19 protein-coding genes are annotated in these 17,704 nt (G+C 39.5%); 17 read left to right on the top strand and 2 right to left on the bottom strand.

Annotated elements, in window-relative coordinates:
* The first annotated feature begins 153 nt into the window (after positions 1 to 153).
* From IGK27_RS12450 to IGK27_RS12435, 4 genes are all read left to right on the top strand, one after another.
* Positions 154 to 1,020: a helix-turn-helix domain-containing protein gene (locus IGK27_RS12450; RefSeq protein ID WP_033626602.1), complete on the top strand. Its 867-nt coding sequence runs from the start codon at positions 154 to 156 to the stop codon at positions 1,018 to 1,020.
* 124 nt (positions 1,021 to 1,144) lie between these two features.
* Positions 1,145 to 1,723, top strand: a complete 579-nt coding sequence (pgsA, locus tag IGK27_RS12445; protein ID WP_002365382.1) for a CDP-diacylglycerol--glycerol-3-phosphate 3-phosphatidyltransferase — start codon at positions 1,145 to 1,147, stop codon at positions 1,721 to 1,723.
* Positions 1,724 to 1,969: 246 nt separating this feature from the next.
* A complete protein-coding gene (locus IGK27_RS12440; protein ID WP_002359022.1) occupies positions 1,970 to 2,569 on the top strand; it encodes a MarR family winged helix-turn-helix transcriptional regulator in 600 nt (199 codons plus the stop codon).
* Positions 2,569 to 4,353: an ABC transporter ATP-binding protein gene (locus IGK27_RS12435; RefSeq protein WP_002370114.1), complete on the top strand. Its 1,785-nt coding sequence runs from the start codon at positions 2,569 to 2,571 to the stop codon at positions 4,351 to 4,353. The genes IGK27_RS12440 and IGK27_RS12435 overlap by 1 nt, the downstream gene beginning before the upstream one ends.
* Positions 4,354 to 4,757: 404 nt before the next feature.
* Here the strand turns inward: IGK27_RS12435 and IGK27_RS12430 are convergent, their stop codons facing one another.
* Positions 4,758 to 5,645, bottom strand: a complete 888-nt coding sequence (locus IGK27_RS12430) for a MurR/RpiR family transcriptional regulator (RefSeq protein ID WP_002383224.1) — start codon at positions 5,643 to 5,645, stop codon at positions 4,758 to 4,760.
* 376 nt (positions 5,646 to 6,021) lie between these two features.
* Between IGK27_RS12430 and gnd the strand changes: the two genes are divergently transcribed.
* The 13 genes from gnd to IGK27_RS12365 all read left to right on the top strand — a co-directional run bounded on the left by gnd (position 6,022) and on the right by IGK27_RS12365 (position 16,089).
* Positions 6,022 to 6,957 (top strand): phosphogluconate dehydrogenase (NAD(+)-dependent, decarboxylating), encoded by a 936-nt coding sequence (gene gnd, locus IGK27_RS12425; RefSeq protein WP_016627517.1) that lies wholly within the window; start codon positions 6,022 to 6,024, stop codon positions 6,955 to 6,957.
* Between the two features lie 12 nt (positions 6,958 to 6,969).
* On the top strand, positions 6,970 to 7,971 hold the full coding sequence (locus IGK27_RS12420) for a D-isomer specific 2-hydroxyacid dehydrogenase family protein (RefSeq protein WP_002370111.1): 1,002 nt from the start codon (positions 6,970 to 6,972) through the stop codon (positions 7,969 to 7,971).
* A gap of 14 nt (positions 7,972 to 7,985) precedes the next feature.
* On the top strand, positions 7,986 to 9,092 hold the full coding sequence (locus IGK27_RS12415; RefSeq protein ID WP_010830696.1) for an iron-containing alcohol dehydrogenase family protein: 1,107 nt from the start codon (positions 7,986 to 7,988) through the stop codon (positions 9,090 to 9,092).
* Positions 9,093 to 9,104: 12 nt separating this feature from the next.
* Complete coding sequence (locus tag IGK27_RS12410; protein ID WP_002354902.1) at positions 9,105 to 9,941, top strand: PTS mannose/fructose/sorbose/N-acetylgalactosamine transporter subunit IIC; 837 nt, start codon at positions 9,105 to 9,107, stop codon at positions 9,939 to 9,941.
* Between the two features lie 20 nt (positions 9,942 to 9,961).
* Entirely contained in the window at positions 9,962 to 10,834 is an 873-nt protein-coding gene (locus IGK27_RS12405) for a PTS system mannose/fructose/sorbose family transporter subunit IID (RefSeq protein WP_002354903.1), read from the top strand.
* A gap of 21 nt (positions 10,835 to 10,855) precedes the next feature.
* Positions 10,856 to 11,362, top strand: a complete 507-nt coding sequence (locus IGK27_RS12400) for a PTS system mannose/fructose/N-acetylgalactosamine-transporter subunit IIB (protein WP_002354904.1) — start codon at positions 10,856 to 10,858, stop codon at positions 11,360 to 11,362.
* 77 nt (positions 11,363 to 11,439) lie between these two features.
* A complete protein-coding gene (locus IGK27_RS12395) occupies positions 11,440 to 11,892 on the top strand; it encodes a PTS sugar transporter subunit IIA (RefSeq protein ID WP_002354905.1) in 453 nt (150 codons plus the stop codon).
* Positions 11,893 to 11,915: 23 nt separating this feature from the next.
* Positions 11,916 to 12,989, top strand: a complete 1,074-nt coding sequence (gene uxuA, locus IGK27_RS12390; protein ID WP_002388613.1) for a mannonate dehydratase — start codon at positions 11,916 to 11,918, stop codon at positions 12,987 to 12,989.
* 4 nt (positions 12,990 to 12,993) lie between these two features.
* Positions 12,994 to 13,647 carry a bifunctional 4-hydroxy-2-oxoglutarate aldolase/2-dehydro-3-deoxy-phosphogluconate aldolase gene (locus tag IGK27_RS12385; protein WP_010830695.1) on the top strand — a complete coding sequence of 218 codons (654 nt, stop codon included), beginning with the start codon at positions 12,994 to 12,996 and terminating at the stop codon, positions 13,645 to 13,647.
* 313 nt (positions 13,648 to 13,960) lie between these two features.
* A complete protein-coding gene (locus IGK27_RS12380) occupies positions 13,961 to 14,431 on the top strand; it encodes an ASCH domain-containing protein (protein ID WP_002354908.1) in 471 nt (156 codons plus the stop codon).
* 177 nt (positions 14,432 to 14,608) lie between these two features.
* Positions 14,609 to 14,827 carry a YdbC family protein gene (locus tag IGK27_RS12375; protein WP_002381076.1) on the top strand — a complete coding sequence of 73 codons (219 nt, stop codon included), beginning with the start codon at positions 14,609 to 14,611 and terminating at the stop codon, positions 14,825 to 14,827.
* A 16-nt stretch (positions 14,828 to 14,843) separates the two neighbouring features.
* Positions 14,844 to 15,728: a YicC/YloC family endoribonuclease gene (locus IGK27_RS12370; protein WP_002380963.1), complete on the top strand. Its 885-nt coding sequence runs from the start codon at positions 14,844 to 14,846 to the stop codon at positions 15,726 to 15,728.
* Between the two features lie 55 nt (positions 15,729 to 15,783).
* Positions 15,784 to 16,089 carry a hypothetical protein gene (locus IGK27_RS12365; protein ID WP_002383233.1) on the top strand — a complete coding sequence of 102 codons (306 nt, stop codon included), beginning with the start codon at positions 15,784 to 15,786 and terminating at the stop codon, positions 16,087 to 16,089.
* A 43-nt stretch (positions 16,090 to 16,132) separates the two neighbouring features.
* Here the strand turns inward: IGK27_RS12365 and IGK27_RS12360 are convergent, their stop codons facing one another.
* Positions 16,133 to 17,614, bottom strand: a complete 1,482-nt coding sequence (locus tag IGK27_RS12360; RefSeq protein WP_002403258.1) for a DUF1958 domain-containing protein — start codon at positions 17,612 to 17,614, stop codon at positions 16,133 to 16,135.
* Between the last annotated feature and the right edge of the window lie 90 nt (positions 17,615 to 17,704).

Here is a 17,704-nt window from a genome sequence, read left to right as displayed (position 1 = left end):
AAAAAGAAAAATCTTTGAAATCTTTCAATTTTGTTATCCTCAGTTGGCTTCTTTTGTGGTATTCTTAAAGGACGGGAATGTTTTCCTTGGCAATTGAAAAAGACTGATGAGACAATCGATAAATTAACAAAATAGACTGGAGAAGATGGACGAGTGGCCAGCGTAAATATTGGAGAAACACTAAAAGAAGCAAGATTGCAGAAGAACATCTCAATTGATGAACTGCAACAAATGACAAAAATTCAAAAAAGATATTTAGAAATTATTGAACAAAACGATTTTGAGTCCTTACCAGGCACCTTTTATGTGCGGGCGTTTATCCGCCAATATGCAAGTGCGGTCGGCTTAGATGGCAATCAATTGGTAGATATCTATGATGGCAAAGAGCCTGAAATTGTCGAAGAACCCAAGCCAGTGTATGAAGAGCTTGAAGGATCACGTAAGCAATTGCATGACGAAGAAAAGCAATCCAGCTGGTTACTGCGGAACTTACCAGCCATTGCCTTTTCGTTAATTGGTTTAGCCATTGCGGTCGTGGTGCTGTACATTATGTGGCAAGATCAAAAAGCCGAACCGATTATTCAAACACCGGCAACTAGTGCCAGTGTGGAAAAACCCAAAGAATCAAGTCAAACCCCAGAAAGTAGCACACAAAGTAGTACACCGCCGTCTTCTTCAAGCGAACCAGAGAAGAAAACAGCTGTGGCTGTGGTGAGCGATGCCAACAATCAAGTGACTGCAACGGTTAAAGATGCGAATAGTCCAATCAACATTACCTTTAAAGGCACTGAAGGCTCTTGCTGGATTGGCGTGATGGTCGATGGCAACTATACGTACCAACACACCCTGCAAGCAGGAGAGACCCAAACAACAGCTTTACCTGCGAATGCCGCCAATGCGACACTGATTCTAGGCGCCTCAAATAACGTCGCCATCCAAGTCGATGGCGCCGATTTAACACTGGAAAAAACGCCAGTTTTAATTCGTAAGGATGTTACATTAGGGATTACGTATCGTTAGAAATGGTGTAAGAAGAATCTGGATAAACTGTCAAACGGCAATTATTCCAGATTCTTTTCTTTTTTTCGTGACACTGCCAGCAAGATAACGTAAAATAGAACAGGAGAAGGAAGGGGCAATTGAAGTGAATTTACCAAATAAATTAACAGTTTTAAGAATATTTATGATTCCGATTTTTATTATTATTGTGTCGGTGCCGATGGACTGGGGAACGATTAGTTTTGGCGACACAACGTTAGCCGTTACCCAATTAGTGGGCGCGATTATTTTTGCAGTTGCTAGTTTTACAGACTGGTTGGATGGCAAAATTGCCCGTGCACAAGGCTTGGTGACGAACTTCGGAAAATTTGCGGACCCATTAGCGGACAAAATGCTAGTGATGACCGCTTTTATCGTCTTAGTTGGTCAAGGCAAAGTACCTGCTTGGATTGTAGCAATTATTGTTTGTCGTGAATTGGCAGTAACTGGTTTACGGTTGTTATTAGTCGAACATGGCGAAGTAATGGCAGCAGCTTGGCCAGGAAAAGTAAAAACAGCTACCCAAATGGTTGCAATTATTTTACTGTTCATTAACAACATTCCATTTTCAGCACTTCATCTACCACTAGATCAAATCATGCTATATGCCTGCTTGATTTTCACCATTTACTCTGGTGTTGATTATTTTGCTAAGAATAAAGATGTTTTTAAAGGTTCGATGTAAAGAGAGAATCAAAACGCTTGGCTTGTGCCAAGCGTTTTTTAGTATTCATGATGAATAGGCAAATAGATTTTTAAGTAGAGGAACAGATGAATCGATAAAACAAATCGGCAGTTTCTGTATGCTATTTTTCATTTTGGTTATATCTACATACAAATAATTAGTTTGTTGTTGACAAAGTAAACTAAATAGATTACTATTTAGTTCGTTAGCTTATATATAAACTAAATAAATTTTTTGGAGGAAATTATGAAAAAAACAGATATTTTAAATAAACTATTAAAAATTGCTCAACAACCTTACTTAATCTTTGCTTCTAGCATAGAGGAGAAACCAGATAACACTTTTGAAACGTTAAAATTGCTTGCTTCTGAAGAAAATGTAACAGCTGGAAGAATCGCTGAATATTTAGATATAAAACCTTCTAGTGTGACACAAATCATAAAAAAATTAGAGTCTGTTAAAGCAGTTAAACGAGTCAAAAATGAATCAGATGCTCGGGTCACATTCGTTGTATTGACCGATAAGGGACGAGAAAGTTTAAGTACTCAAGGAAATATTTCCAATGGATTTAATGAAGAAATGTTTAAGGGCTTTTCAGAGGAGGAACTAGAGTCTTTAAATAATTATTTAGAACGTATAGAAAAGAATATTTCTAGTGAAGAATTTTTAGATAAAATTGAAACAATTTTTGGCGACGATAAAAATTGGGAACATTTCAGAAAAATATCAGCTAGATATGGTAGAGCTAGAGAACAGATGATGGGACATGATGGCTTTGGTAGATTTGGTGAATTCAATGGTGAATACGGTGGCTTTGAAGGATGGAAGAGAGGTCGGAGAAGATAATGGCAGTAGGTGGAGGCGGCAAAAATAGTCATGATTCTATCCGAGCAGATAAAACAAAATTTTCGTTTAAAGAATTTTTAGGCTTAATCAAGATGACAGAGCCTAACTATTTACTGCTTGGCATTGGGATGATATTTCTTGTGATTTCTTCTAGTATCCAAGTGTACGTTCCAAAACTTGCTTCAAGTTTAGTCAATAATTTTCAAAAGGGAGTAGATTATAGTTTATTAGGTAAAGTTGTTGGATTATTTATATTTTCAGCACTCGTTTCTGCATTAGGAGGGACAATTTTAGGTATTTTTGGTGAAAATGTCATCCAAAATATGCGTAAACGCTTATGGAATAAATTAACTATTCTAAAAGTTTCTTATTTTGACTCTGTTAAAGCGGGTGAAATATCCAGCCGGGTCGTAAATGATACTAATCAAGTTAAGCAATTGTTAGCCGTTACTTTTCCTCAAACAGTTGCCAGTGTGATTACAGTTATTGGTACGGTATATATGATGATTAAAATGGATTGGCATATGTCGCTTGCTATGGTAATTGCTGTTCCTGTTGTAATCCTTTGTATGATTCCAGTAATGGCATTTGGTTCAAAAGTTAGTCACATTCGCCAAGATGCTATGAGTCAATTTAACGGACTTGCTACTGAAACGTTGAGTGAAATTCGTTTAGTCAAAACTTCTAATGCTGAATCTCAGGCGCAGGTTCGTGCTGCAAATGAAGTGGATCGGTTATTTAATGTAGGGAAAAAAGAAGCAATATTTGATGCATCTATGCAACCAATTATGATGATGGTCTTTATGAGCATGGTATTTGGGCTATTAGCATATGGGATGCATCGAATTGCCATTGGTGTGATGACAATCGGAACATTGATGAGTTTCTTAATGTATCTATTTAATCTTATTGGTGCCATGCCAATCATTGCGACGTTATTTTCTGAAGTAGCTAAAGCAGCAGGATCAACGCGACGAGTGCAAGAATTGTTATCTAGAGAACCTGAAGACTTTGAAAGTGGACAAGATATTGATTTATCGGAAAAGACTTTATCAGTTAAAAATGTAAAATTTTCTTATGAAGATGCACCAGAGGAACCTATCTTAACAGACATTTCTTTTACTGCTCAGCCAAACCAAGTAATTGCTTTTGCTGGCCCATCAGGTGGCGGGAAATCGACGATTTTTAGTTTAATTGAAAGGTTTTATGAACCTACAGAAGGACAAATTAAATTTGGAGATATTGACATAAAAGATATCAAATTATCAGATTATCGTCGTCAAATCGGCTTTGTATCACAGGATTCTGCGATTATGGCAGGGACAATCAGAGATAATCTAACGTATGGCTTAGCAGAAAACTTCTCAGATGAACAACTATGGGATGTCTTGGAACTAGCATATGCGCGAAAATTTGTAGAAGAAATGCCAGATAAATTGAATACGGAAGTCGGTGAACGTGGCGTTAAAATTTCTGGAGGACAAAGACAGCGTATTGCAATTGCTCGTGCATTCTTGCGGAATCCCAAGATTTTAATGTTAGATGAAGCTACTGCTAGCCTAGATTCAGAATCTGAGATGAAGGTCCAAGAGGCATTGTCTAATTTAATGAAGGGCCGAACGACATTGGTTATTGCCCATAGATTGTCGACAATTGTTGATGCGGATAGCATTTACTTTGTTGAAAAAGGGAAAGTAACTGGTTCAGGAAAACATGATGAGCTAGTAAGTAAACATAAAACTTACGCTAAATATGTATCCGAACAATTTAAAGTAACGGAATGAACGAAATAAGCAAACTTAAAATGAAGCTAAGACAACACATGCATTTAACTAATTGTCTTAAGATTTAGAAAGAACTTGGACATAACCCCCAAGTTCTTTTTTCTAACTTATTTTTACCCACAAGATAAAAAGCGTGGGACAAAAATCACTTTGGATTTTTGCTCTACGCTCAAAAACTAATAAACGGCGGGAACAGAAGCAACTCCTTCGGAAATAAGCCGAAATTCTCCAAAAATTAAAGAACAATTTTCGGAAATTCCTTCTTATTTCTCGGAGTTAAACACTTCTGTCCCGACCTCTTTAAATACCTCCATGGTAGTTCACTTACTTCATAAAATGTAGAGTCACGGTATAAAGCCAATTCGCGAGGACCGATATTACAAAAATAAGCACCATTCAGATCTTTACGACAAATAATGCGGATCTGTCTTAGTCGTGCTAATGTTATCACGGATTTTTTTCAAGGAATCGGCATTTTGATCAAAATTGTGATACATCGTATTTGTATATAAAATATCCATTACCGTTAAGTAACTGATCCGTGAAGCCAAGGATTCCGCACGAAACAAGCCTTCTTCGGTGACGACAATAATTGCTTCGTCGGACAAGCCTGCCAACTCTGAACCGCTGTTACCGGTTAACGTAATCATTTTTGCGTTGGTTTTTTTAACTTGTCGTGCTAGGTTGATTGATTCTTTGGTTTTGCCTGAATGGGAAAAAATAAACACACAATCTTCACTGGTTAATTTTGTGACAAAACTTAACTGCATGTGGTAATCAAAAATGTAGTTGCACCGATAGTTGGTCCGAATGAATTTATGGAAACTATCAAAAGCCACAATCGAGGAGCCACCTTGCCCAAAAAAGTGAAGCGTTTTGGCAGAGTACATCAAAGCCAACACGTTATCTAACAGCTCCTTTGTTAAGAACTGTGTGGCGTTACTGAGGGAATAAATATTGGCTTGTAAGACTTTTTTAGCAATCGTAATACTATCATCATCTGGTGAAATATCATCGGCGCCATTCACGCTATTGACGTTTTGAAAAGTCGGCTGATAATTAGAATTCCTGGCGATATCAATTTTAAATTCTTGGAACCCAGAATAGCCAATCTTTTTTACAAATTGATACACGGAAGATTGGGAGACGCCAATTTCGTTGGCCAGACTTTCTAACGTCATTTGTGTCAATAATGATTCAGAATGAACAAAGTAATCGGAAATTTTCTTTTCTGTGAGGCTCAAATTCGGTTTTTTGATCCGAATCCGTTGATCCAAATAGTGGTTTTTCATTAACACGTTCCTCCAATCTTATTTTTTTAAAAATAAAATGAATGCCTTTTCATTGTTGGTATAGACTGATTATAGTGGAAAAAGAGGACAAATACAATTTCTCTTTTTCTCCACAAAAAAGAAATTCTTTAAAAAAAGCCCAAAAAAAATAAATAATCTTTTTTCTGAAAAATGAAGGGGTCTTGAAAAGACTTCTCTCAACTAAAGAAAGTAGCCAGTAAAAAGAACGTGATACCAAGAGATTTACTTGTGTTTTTTGTATGAAAGCTCCTTAAAAATAAAAACGTTTTACCTTTTGAGCAGGCAAGATTTTTGCTAAAAAATAAAAAATATTTTTTAATTAGTGTAATCGTTTACATTATTTTTTTTATCCTTTATGATTGAAGTATCAAAAGAGGCAGGTGAAAGAAAAATGGACATTGGCTTTATTGGACTTGGGAAAATGGGTTTGAACATGGCATTAAATGTTCACGAACAAGGCTGGCCCATTATTGGCTTTGATGTGACAAAGGAAGCAAGAGCGACTGCTAGAGAGCAGGGGCTTTCCGTTGTAGATTCGTTGCCGGAACTATTGAAAGCGCTTAACAAAAGGAGGGTGATTTTTTTAAGTACCCCCGCTGGTCAGATTACCAATCAATTAGTGGCAGAATTGGTAGAGCAATTAGCACCAGAGGATATCATTGTGGATAGTGGCAATTCAAATTTTCATGATAGTGTTGCGAATGCTCAATTTGCTAAGGAAAAAGGAATTTATTTTATTGATTGTGGTACTTCTGGTGGCATCAAAGGAGCGCGGGAAGGAGCGTGTTTAATGGTTGGCGGTGCGCCTGAAGCCGTCAAGGTGTTAACCCCATTTTTTGAAGATTTAGCTTGTGAACAAGGGTATCTTTATGCTGGGAAATCAGGAGCTGGTCACTATTTGAAAATGGTGCATAACGGGATTGAGTACGTCATGATGCAAGCCATGGGCGAAGGATTCAATTTATTAGAAGCTGCCGAATATGATTTTGCGTTGGAGAAAGTAGCCGATGTGTGGAATCACGGCTCGATTATTGAAGCTCGCTTGATGGGCTTAGCGAAAGAGGTTTTTGCGGAAAATCCTACGTTAGCCAATCTAGAAGGGAAAGTGGCAGCAAATGGCGAAGCCAAATGGATGATTGAAGAAGCATTGCGTTTGGAGATGCCCGTCCCAACTACGGCGTTGTCCTTATTTACTCGAAATGAAAGTATGCTAGCAAATCATTTTTCAAACAAAGTGGTCGCTTCTTTGCGACAAGGATTTGGCGGGCATGAAGTCGTAAAAAGTCAGTAAAGGAGTTTAGTCATGTTAAAAAAACAAAAAATTGCCATAGTGAATTCCAGTAGTTTTGGTCAAATTTTTCCTGAACACTTGACGCGCTTAGAAAAAATAGGCACCGTGAAGCATTTTACAGTCGACAGTGAAATTGGTGGCAAAGAGTTAGCGGAACGTTTACAAGGATATACGATTATTATTGCTAGCGTGACGCCATTTTTCACGAAAGAATTTTTTGAACATAAAGATGAATTATTGCTGATTTCTCGCCATGGTATTGGGTATAACAACATCGATTTAGACGCTGCAAAACAGCACGACACAATTGTTTCCATCATCCCAGCTTTAGTAGAACGAGATGCCGTGGCGGAAAACAATGTCACAAATTTACTAGCTGTTTTACGGCAAACCGTGGCTGCAGATGCCAGCGTTAAAGCAGATCAATGGGAAAAACGAGCGAATTTTGTCGGTCGGACGTTATTTAACAAAACTGTGGGTGTCATTGGTGTTGGGAACACAGGAAGTTGTGTCGTTGAGACGTTACGAAACGGATTTCGCTGTGACGTGTTAGCGTATGATCCCTATAAATCCGCTACTTATCTGCAAAGTTATGGAGCCAAAAAAGTAGACTTAGATACGTTGCTAGCTTCAGCTGACATCATTTGTTTATGTGCCAATTTAACTGAAGAAAGTTATCACATGATTGGCTCGGCGGAAATTGCCAAGATGAAAGACGGCGTCTATCTTTCCAATAGCGCACGAGGCGCCTTGATTGATGAAGAAGCCATGATTGCCGGCTTAGAATCGGGCAAAATTGCTGGGCTTGGGACAGATGTTTTAGAAGAGGAACCAGGTCGGAAAAATCATCCTTATCTTGCGTTTGAAAATGTAGTAATGACGCCGCACACCTCCGCTTATACCAGGGAATGCCTGCAAGCGATGGGAGAAAAATGCGTGCAAGATGTGGAAGACGTGGTGCAAGGTATTTTACCTCAACGGGCAGTGCAAGAAGTCAGTCGTTACGTTAGTTAAGAAGGAGGAGGAGCATGTTAACTGATTTAAAAGTGAAAGTTGGACCGCAATTTTATCGTTACCACGAAGGTGCCTTAGCTTCGGTGCCGTCACTTTTCAAGGAATATCACGCCCAACGAATTTTGGTGGTGCATGGCACCGTATCCTTTGAAAAAGCTCAGCCATTTTTACCATTCTTGGCAGATTCAGAGTATCAATTCTTCTATCACACTTACACAGGAGAATGTAGTTATTTTGGCGCCGAACAAATTTCACAGCAAATAAAGGAACACCAGATTGACTTTCTTCTGGGAGTCGGCGGCGGTAAGTTAGCCGATTTAGTGGGCTACAGCGCCCATTTAAACAATCTGAATTTTGGCTTGGTCCCTACTTTGGCTAGTAACTGTGCGCCGTGGACACCGTTAGCTGTGATGTATCAAGAAAATGGCGCGGCCGAAGGCAAAACGGAACATTTCTTTCGCCAAGCTGCGTTTTTAATCACTGATCCTAAGTTGCTTCTTGATGCGCCCCGTGATTATTTTGTCGCTGGTTTAGCTGATACGTTAGCGAAATGGTATGAATCAGAGACCATTTTACGCCAAGCCCATTTGCAAGGGGAACCCTTTTTACAATTAGCGGGAGCGACCGCCAAGCTTTCGCAAGAAGCGATTATGCGGGACTCAAAAGCAGCCTTAGCAGCGATGGATGAGGGCAAACTCACGCCTGAATTTGTCCATCTTTCAGAAATTGTTTTCGCCGTTTCCGGATTAGTCGGCGGCTTCGGCGACAAATACGCCCGCAATGCAGCAGCACACGCCATGCATGATGCTATGAGTAAATTTTTACCCAAAAGTCATGACTATTTACATGGCGAAAAAGTAGCTTACGGCATCTTCTATCAATTAGCATTGGAAAAAAGGTGGGCCATCATAGACGCATTAATCCCCTTTTATCAAGAGCTAAACTTGCCCATGTCGTTACGACAAATGGGCCTTTACCCAGAAGAAGAAGCAGTACTCGATGCAATGGTTCGATTTATTGATTCAAAAGAAAAGGTTCATTTAATTCCTATTGAGATTTCGGAAGAACGTTTACGTCAAGGGATTGAAGAGCTAGAAAAGTATATCCAAAACCAAGGATAAGAAGGAGGAACTATGGAAACGTTAAGTGTTTTACAAAGTTTGATAATGGCGCTTTGGGTGGCAGCAATTATGTCCAGATGGCTTGGAGGAGGAGCAACGTTAACGTTGCGTTTCTCGCCCTTAATGACAGGGTTAGTAGCAGGTTTAGTGATGGGCGATGTCCCGAAAGCGATGATTGTCACCGCAGCATTACAAATGATTTACATGGGTGTTTTTTCACCAGGTGGCTCTATGCCAGCAGAACCATCAATTGCGGCAGCGATTGCTGTGCCAGTTGCGTTGCTAGGGAATTTGAAGCCGGAAGCGGCTATCGCCGTAGCGGTTCCTGTCGGTCTTTTAGGAAGTTATTTATATCAATTCCGTTTCTTTATTAACACGTTTTTAGGGAAGTATACCGATCGTGCGGTGGCTGAACTAAATTCTAAAAAAATTGCCCGCTCAATTATCTGGTATCCAACGATTGCCTCATTTATTTTATTCGTTCCATTAGTCTTTTTTGCTCTTTATTTAGGGGCACCAGTCATTGCCGATATTATTAAAGCATTAGAAGGAACCGTTGTGATTCACGTGTTAGAAGTAGTCGGTGGTGGTTTAGCCGCAATTGGGATTGCGACAACGGTCTATGTCATTGGTCGAAAAGATTTCTTGGTTTTCTTTTTCCTTGCATACTTCATGAGTATCGTCTTTAAGTCATTGGAAATTACCATGGTAACGTATGCCATCTTTGGCGTAATTATTGCGTTAATTTTTGTGCAAGTCCAAAAAGGCAAACCTGTAGCAGAAAGTGCTGGTTCCGCCAGTGCCACCACTGATTTTGATGATGATGACGATTACGATGACGGGTTTTAAAAGAAAAAGGAGGAACTGAAATGACGGAAACAACAGAAAAAGTCGTGCCGAAAACAACGAATTTAGCACCAGAAGAAATTACCAATAAAGATGTTACAAAAGCCTATCTCCGTTGGCATTTTGCCAATGAAATTCCCCATTCCTTTGAACGTTACTTGGCGCCTTCGTTATTGTACGCAATGATGCCACTTTTAAAGAAATTGTATAAAGACGATGAACAATTAAAAGCCGCTTATATGCGTCAACTGCTGTTTTTCAATACGCAATTAAGTTGGGGCGGCGGGGTCATTACTGGGTTGATGGCTTCTATGGAACAAGAGCGGGCCAAAGAAGAACATGAAGGCCGCGAAATCATGATGCAAGATGATTTAATGTATAACACCAAAGCTGGCTTGATGGGCGCGTTAGCTGGGATTGGTGATGCGATTGACTCAGGCACGGTTCAATATATTTTTATTGCGATTGCGGTGCCGTGGGCGCAACAAGGTAGCGCATTAGGTGCGATTTTCCCATTTGTGGCGTTTGCCCTTTATCAAGTACTGTTAGGTGTGTTCTTTGCGAGACAATCCTTCAAAATGGGGCGGAATGCCACAGGCTTAATGCAAAGTGCGGGGATTCAAAAAGCCATTGAAATGTTATCTGTTTTAGGGTTGTTCATGATGGGGATTTTAGCTGGTAATTATGTCAAAGTTTCTTCAACCCTTCAATTTAAACTTTCTGGCCGTGAGTTTGTGGTTCAAGATATCCTTGATCAGATTGTCCCAGGACTCTTACCGCTAGCTGTTGTAATGGGCGTGTATTGGTTCTATACGAAAAAAGGCTTGAAAGTTACGCAAGCATTATTGTGGTTAACAGGTATCTTAATTGTCTTAGCAACAGTCGGTATTTTATAAAAAGAAAAGGACGTGAATCAGATGGGCGTAGTAAATTTAGCAAGAGTAGATGAACGATTAATTCATGGACAAGTGATGGTGACCTTGTCCCAAAAAAGTGGCGTTAATTCCATTTTCGTTGTCGATGAAGTGGTGGCAAAGGATAAATTTATGCGTGATTTATACAAAAGTGCAGGCAGTCGGACAGGACAAAAAACCATTGTCATTACGCCGGAAAAAGCTAAATTTTATTGGGATGAATACCAATTCAAAGAGTACAACTGTATTTTAATCGCTAAAACCGTCTCTGTAATTTATGACTTAGTAAAACACGGAGTCCCTATGAAGGAGTTAAATATCGGCGGTATTGCACAGAAGAATCCAGAAAAAGATTTATTAGTAACCAAATCAGTTTATTTAAACAAAGAAGATGCTGAAAAATTAAAAGAACTACATGAGGTGTATGGCGTAGAAGATATTTATTTCCAAGCAACGCCTTCTGCACCAAAAACTAGTTTAAAAGAGGTTTTAGGCAAATTTAATTTATAAAAAAGGCCAGTCGCTTGAGTCATTGCATGACTGTTTGAAGTAATGACTCAAGCCACTGAACTGAAGGAGGAACTTTTATGTTAGGGATTGTGATTGCTACACACGGTGCACTAAGTGACGGTGCGAAAGACGCAGCTACCGTAATTATGGGCGCAACCGAAAATATCGAAACCGTTAATCTAAATAGTGGAGACGATGTCCAAGCACTTGGCGGACAAATTAAAACAGCGATTGAGAACGTCCAACAAGGGGATGGCGTGTTGGTCATGGTTGACTTATTAAGTGCGAGTCCTTACAACCAGGCAGTTTTGGTGATTAACGAACTCGAACCAGCTCTACAAAAGAAAATCTTTGTGGTGAGTGGTACCAACCTACCAATGGTCTTAGAAGCGATAAACCATCAATTATTGGGCACACCGATTGCTGAAGCGGCGCAAGCGATTGTTGCGCAAGGCAAAGAAAGTGTGCAAGCATGGGATATTTCTATGACTTCATTTGAGGATGAAGAGGATGAGGACGATGATTTTTAAGAATGTAGTAAAGGGTGAAAGCAATGAAATGGGGATTTAGATGGTACGGAGCGGCAGGCGATGCCATTCCGTTAAAACATATTCGACAGATTCCAGGAATTACTGGCGTTGTCGGTACCTTGTTAAATAAACTACCAGGTGATGTTTGGACAGTAGCCGAAATTCAGGCACTTAAACAATCGGTGGAACAAGAAGGATTAGCACTTTTAGGAATTGAAAGTGTCGCTATTCATGATGCCATTAAAGCGGGGACGGATCAACGAGACCACTATATTGATAATTATCGCCAGACGTTGCGTAACTTGGGGAAATGCGGAATTTCCTTAGTGTGCTACAGTTTCAAGCCTATTTTTGGTTGGGCTAAAACGGACTTGGCGTATGAGAATGAAGATGGCAGTTTATCATTGTTATTTGATCAAGCTGTGGTAGAGAACATGCAGCCAGAAGACATGTATCAATTAATTCACAGTCAGTCAAAAGGATTCCGGTTACCAGGTTGGGAAGAGGAGCGTTTGCAACAATTTCAAGAATTGAAAGCCATGTATGCCGGCGTAACGGAAGAAGATTTGGTCGAAAATTTGCGCTACTTTTTAGAACGTGTGATTCCTGTCTGTGAAGAAGAAAATATCAAAATGGGGATTCACCCCGATGATCCACCTTGGGAAATTTTTGGTTTGCCAAGAATCACTAAAAATTTAGCGGATTTAAAACGGATCCTTTCCTTGGTGGACTCACCAGCAAATGGGATTACATTTTGTACAGGTTCCCTCGGTGCGGACCCGACGAATGATTTGCCTACTATGATTCGTGAAATAGGTCACAGAATTAATTTTGTTCATTTCCGCAATGTGAAGTATTTAGGTGAGCATCGTTTTGAAGAAACGGCGCATCCGAGTGTCGCTGGTTCGTTAGATATGGCGGAATTAATGCAAGCACTGGTAGACGTAGGGTATGAAGGCGTTATTCGTCCTGACCATGGGCGGGCAATTTGGGATGAAAAAGCGATGCCTGGTTATGGTTTATATGATCGAGCAATGGGGTTGACCTATATTCAAGGACTGTACGAAGCAACCAAAGCCAAACAAAATAGGAAGTGACAGAATGGAAACAAAAGTTGAAAAAAATCAACTGTATCAACAATTAGCGACATGTAAACTTTTACCACTATACACTGCAACAGATTTACGCTATTTGCCACAAGTAGAATCAGTCTTAGTAGAAAACGAATTACCGTTTATTGAAGTTACTTTTCGGAGTCAGCTGGCCTTGCCTGCCATCAAACAACTTGCTGCTTCAGGGAATTTAATAGTAGGCGCAGGAACTGTTCGAACCTTGAAAGAAGCCAAAGAGGCAGTAGCGAACGGTGCACAGTTCATTGTTTCCCCAGCGATTGTTCCAGAAGTCATTGATTTTTGTCTGGCAAATGAGGTGCCTATTTTTCCAGGAACAGCTACGCCTGGGGAGATTCAGCGAGCGCTGGCGTATGGCTTACGAGTGGTTAAATTTTTCCCAGCCGATATTTATGGCGGGTTAAAAGCCATTAAAAGTTTAAGCGGTCCGTTTTATGATGTTCAATTTTTACCAACTGGTGGGATTGATGAAACAAACTTTATAGAGTATGTGGAAGCAAAAGAAGTATTAGCAGTGGGCGGATCCTTTATTTTATCGGAAAAGATGCTTCAAGAAGATGAAGCTTCGGCACGCCAGCATGTTCAATCTTTACTCACGAAAATCAAAGAACGACAAGCAAAATAAAAAGATGAGGTCGGGACAGAAGCGTTTAACTCCGAGAAATAAGAAGGAATTTCCGAAAATTGTTCTGTAATTTTTGGAGAATTTCGGCTTATTTCCGAAGGAGTTGCTTCTGTTCCCGCCGTTTATAAGTTTTTGAGCGTGGAGCAAAAATCCAAAGTGATTTTTGTCCCACGCTCTCTTTTTTTTCTGTCCAAATACTACTGTCATTATTTTAGTTTTCATTTTGTAAAAATAGTATAGGAGAAAAGCAATCAGTTATGTATAATTAGTGAAAGAAGGTTGCGTGAAGTAAAAATAAAAAGGAGAGCAAAGGATGTTAAAAAATGTAGAAGTGTTCTGGCAAAACTTTTTAGATAAACATGAATTAGATATGTTGATGCCCGATGTGTGGATGTTTGGTGATGGCTCTTCTGAGATGGGTAATCGTTTGGGTCAATTGGTTGTTTCTGGTCGTAAGACAGCGACATGTTCTTCTTTAGATATTTATAAGATGGAAGAAGAACAACTCCCTAAAGCTGGTCAATACGACATAATTTTAGATGGTCAGTCTCAACCGCTGGCTATTATTCGAACAACCAAAGTTGAAATTATGCCCATGAACAAGGTCTCAGAATCTTTTGCGCAAGCGGAAGGTGAAGGAGATTTGACGTTGGATTATTGGTATGAAGAGCATGCGCGGTTCTTTAAAGAAGAACTGGCCCCCTATCAGCTACAATTTTATCCCGACATGTTGTTAGTTTGCCAAAGTTTTGAAGTGGTGGATCTTTATACAGAAAAAGAATAGACAGAGAAGTGGTGACTGACACGATTGAAACGAGCAGTCGCCGCTTTTTTTTTACTGATTTTTTGAAAAAGTTGCGTATGTTTATATAGACAGGGTGATAGAAAAGAGATGTGTATTTTAAGTGTCGAGGAAAAGATGGTACAATAACCTAAGGAATACTAACAAGGAGTGAATGTTATGAAAGAAGAATTTTCATATGAAATTTTAGAAGAAGTCGCTGTGTTATCTGAGAATGCTCGTGGCTGGCGTAAAGAATTGAATTTAATTAGTTGGAATGGTCGTCCACCAAAATTTGATTTGCGTGAGTGGGCCCCTGATCACGAAAAAATGGGTAAAGGCATCACCTTAACTAACGAAGAATTTGCTGAATTAAGCAAAACAATTAAATCCATGTAAAAGGAGCACCCTGTCAATGAAAAGTATGACTGGATTTGGAAAAAAGACCATTCAAAATGAAAATTATCAATTGGATATCGAAGTCAAAAGTGTCAACCAGCGGTTTTTAGATATTCAGTTGCGTATGCCAAAGGAACTGAGTGCCTATGAACTGGTGATTCGGCAAGTAATCAAACGCACGTTAAAACGTGGACGTGTGGAAGTCTATGTAAATCTCCAAAAAATCGGCAACAATCAAAAAGAAGTGCGCGTGCAGTGGGACTTAATTGATCAATTATTAACTTCGGTAGATCAACATTTAAAGGAAAACTATCCGGAAGCAACGTTTGATGCAGGGGACACGGTCAACCATTTATTAAAGCAAAATGATTTTGTCGAAATAGTGGAAGCAGAAATCGTTGATCAGACATTTGAACCATTTCTTGTTCAAGCATTTGAAGCAGCCATCGCTAGTCTTGACCAAAGCCGTGTGCAAGAAGGAACGCAAATTAAACAAGTCCTGCTTGACTATGTAGCAGTGTTGACCCAATCAATTCAAGAGCTGCAAGCGTTTGTGGGCGTTTTTGAACAAGAATACCGTCAACGTTTTGAAGCGAAATTAAACGAATGGTTAGGTAGCCAAGTGGATGAAACACGCTTATTAACAGAAATGGCCATTTTATTGGAAAAAGGCGATATTCATGAAGAATTGGATCGTTTGGATATCCATATTGATAAGTTGCATCAGTTGCTTGACGAAACAGAACCAGTGGGCCGAGAACTAGATTTCTTAATTCAAGAAATGAACCGTGAAGTCAATACGATTGGTTCGAAATCAAGTCCAATTGAAATAAAAAATAGTGTCGTTCAAATGAAAACAACCTTAGAAAAGATTCGTGAACAAATTCAAAATGTCGAATAGAGAAAATGGTTTCGTGTTTTTCCAGAAAACGCTATAATATAGAAGTAACGAATAAATGACAGAGGTGAAAGCAATGACTAAATTTTATGATGTAACCTTTCAAGAATTAAGTGGTCGTTCTGTGGTAAAAACAGAAGTCGCTTCAGACAGAGAACCATTTGACGTCTGGCAAGATGCTTGTGCAAGCTATTCTGAAACAGAATTAAATATCCAAATTAACGAAGACACGTTTGTTACTTTGAATCGTCACTTTGTTGTTCGCATTGACGTGAAAGAAGTTGACGGCCCTGTCGACAAACAAGTTCGTCGTCGCGATGAATTGATGAACGTGGTCAATACGCTTTCTAATATGGGCTTATAAAAAATGCCACCAAGCATTTCACGCTTGGTGGTATTTTTTTTAATTAGAATAAAAGAAACAAGCCAACGGCGCATAGGAAAGAAAGAACTGCGGCACTTAAAAAGATTGTCCGCATGGATGCAGTTTTACTGCTTTCTTTGCCGTGTTTTTTCTGACGTTCTAAACGTTTTTGAAGCTGACGGGTAATTACTGAGAAGATTAGCCCGAAAAGGACTAAAACACTTGTGGCAATCGATTTGGGAATAAAATGATTCGGTTCTGCAACGGTGGTATCCCCAGAATGTTCGTTTGATTCTTCCGCAGCTTCAGCTGTTGTTTGTTTTGGCTTAACTTCTTGGTAAGCCACTTTAGGCGCTTGAACAGTACTATTTAACAATGTCAAAGGCGTGTCGACTTGCACCTGCCCTGCTACTAATTTAAAAGTAGGCTGACTGCCTTTGGGAATGACACCGTATAAATCGTTAGCCAAAGTGACTTTTTTGTGATCAATGGTTTGTGGTCCTTTGTCTAAAAGTTTTTTGCGTTCGTATGTCGTATAGGCATAGTCCAGCAAAGCATTCCCAGCCACATGCCGTTCGTATTCACCATCTTGGTTTTGCCAATTACCAACGCCTAAAATGACTTCAATTAAACGGAAATCTCCTTGTTTGACAGTCGCAATATAGTTAAAACCGCCTGTTGGACTAGAGCCTGTTTTTAAACCATCCACGCCTTGATAACCATACTTAGCGCCTGGTAAAGAATAATTGTACGCTTCAAACGTTTCCTCGTAAGGCGTGCCGACCATTGTTTTCACCACTGGTTTATTGGTGATTTCTAAAATTTCTGGATAATTTTTCAGAAAATGATAGGTTAGTGAAGCTAAATCTCTAGCTGTAGAGACGTTATCGCCATTTGGGTCAATTCCTTGCATTTGATACAGGCCGTTAAAGGCACTTGCTTGCGCCCCACTGCAGTTGTAATAGGTAGTATTTGTCATCCCTAATTCAGCCGCTTTTTGGTTCATTAAATGAACAAAGTCAGTAGGCTGGTTCCCTGAAATTAAGTTTGCCAACATGAGAGTCGCCACATTAGAAGAGGGGACAGCAATCATTTTTAACAGTTCACGGACTGGATAAGCAACACCTAACGTAATTTTGTTATTACTAATGGCATATATTTTAGAAATATCGACATCTTTTTGCGTAGCAGTCACAGTCGTATCCATTGTAAATTTTCCTTGCTCCATTGCTTCAAAGGCCAAGTACATGGTCATCACTTTGGCAATACTGGCAGGATTCCACGCTAAATCTGGTTGCTGCGACCAGAGAATTTCTCCAGAATCAGCATCAACAACGATGGCTGCTTTGGGAATGCCATCCGCTTTCAGGGTTGTCCCCATTTTTTTCGCAATTGCGGTAATATCTTCTTCTGCGTGAGTCACAGTAGGTTGGGCAAAAAAGGCCCCACAACTGACAACTAAGCCTAGCAGAAACAATGTAAATGGTTTAATTCGTGCGATGTTTCTCAGTCCTTTCTTATTCACGTTTTTTCATCCTAAAGGAGTCATCACTTCATTTTACTTAAAAAATGGCCGCCTGTATAGGAATTCTAGGTAATTTGTTTAAAAAAAGAA

This window comes from Enterococcus sp. DIV0236, from assembly GCF_050558525.1.
In the GTDB taxonomy this organism is placed as follows: domain Bacteria; phylum Bacillota; class Bacilli; order Lactobacillales; family Enterococcaceae; genus Enterococcus; species Enterococcus faecalis.
This window is presented reverse-complemented; position numbering and strand designations above follow the sequence as displayed.

What these genes read in the sequence shown, in the direction of transcription:
- IGK27_RS12440 (WP_002359022.1), top strand. Translation starts at nt 1,970, where the DNA reads ATGAAAAAAACAGATATTTTAAATAAACTATTAAAAATTGCTCAACAA.
- IGK27_RS12430 (WP_002383224.1), bottom strand. Translation starts at nt 5,645, where the DNA reads ATGAAAAACCACTATTTGGATCAACGGATTCGGATCAAAAAACCGAAT.
- IGK27_RS12435 (WP_002370114.1), top strand. Translation starts at nt 2,569, where the DNA reads ATGGCAGTAGGTGGAGGCGGCAAAAATAGTCATGATTCTATCCGAGCA.
- IGK27_RS12385 (WP_010830695.1), top strand. Translation starts at nt 12,994, where the DNA reads ATGGAAACAAAAGTTGAAAAAAATCAACTGTATCAACAATTAGCGACA.
- IGK27_RS12395 (WP_002354905.1), top strand. Translation starts at nt 11,440, where the DNA reads ATGTTAGGGATTGTGATTGCTACACACGGTGCACTAAGTGACGGTGCG.
- IGK27_RS12410 (WP_002354902.1), top strand. Translation starts at nt 9,105, where the DNA reads ATGGAAACGTTAAGTGTTTTACAAAGTTTGATAATGGCGCTTTGGGTG.
- IGK27_RS12365 (WP_002383233.1), top strand. Translation starts at nt 15,784, where the DNA reads ATGACAGAGGTGAAAGCAATGACTAAATTTTATGATGTAACCTTTCAA.
- IGK27_RS12370 (WP_002380963.1), top strand. Translation starts at nt 14,844, where the DNA reads ATGAAAAGTATGACTGGATTTGGAAAAAAGACCATTCAAAATGAAAAT.
- uxuA (WP_002388613.1), top strand. Translation starts at nt 11,916, where the DNA reads ATGAAATGGGGATTTAGATGGTACGGAGCGGCAGGCGATGCCATTCCG.
- IGK27_RS12420 (WP_002370111.1), top strand. Translation starts at nt 6,970, where the DNA reads ATGTTAAAAAAACAAAAAATTGCCATAGTGAATTCCAGTAGTTTTGGT.
- IGK27_RS12380 (WP_002354908.1), top strand. Translation starts at nt 13,961, where the DNA reads ATGTTAAAAAATGTAGAAGTGTTCTGGCAAAACTTTTTAGATAAACAT.
- gnd (WP_016627517.1), top strand. Translation starts at nt 6,022, where the DNA reads ATGATTGAAGTATCAAAAGAGGCAGGTGAAAGAAAAATGGACATTGGC.
- IGK27_RS12405 (WP_002354903.1), top strand. Translation starts at nt 9,962, where the DNA reads ATGACGGAAACAACAGAAAAAGTCGTGCCGAAAACAACGAATTTAGCA.
- IGK27_RS12400 (WP_002354904.1), top strand. Translation starts at nt 10,856, where the DNA reads ATGGGCGTAGTAAATTTAGCAAGAGTAGATGAACGATTAATTCATGGA.
- IGK27_RS12375 (WP_002381076.1), top strand. Translation starts at nt 14,609, where the DNA reads ATGAAAGAAGAATTTTCATATGAAATTTTAGAAGAAGTCGCTGTGTTA.
- IGK27_RS12415 (WP_010830696.1), top strand. Translation starts at nt 7,986, where the DNA reads ATGTTAACTGATTTAAAAGTGAAAGTTGGACCGCAATTTTATCGTTAC.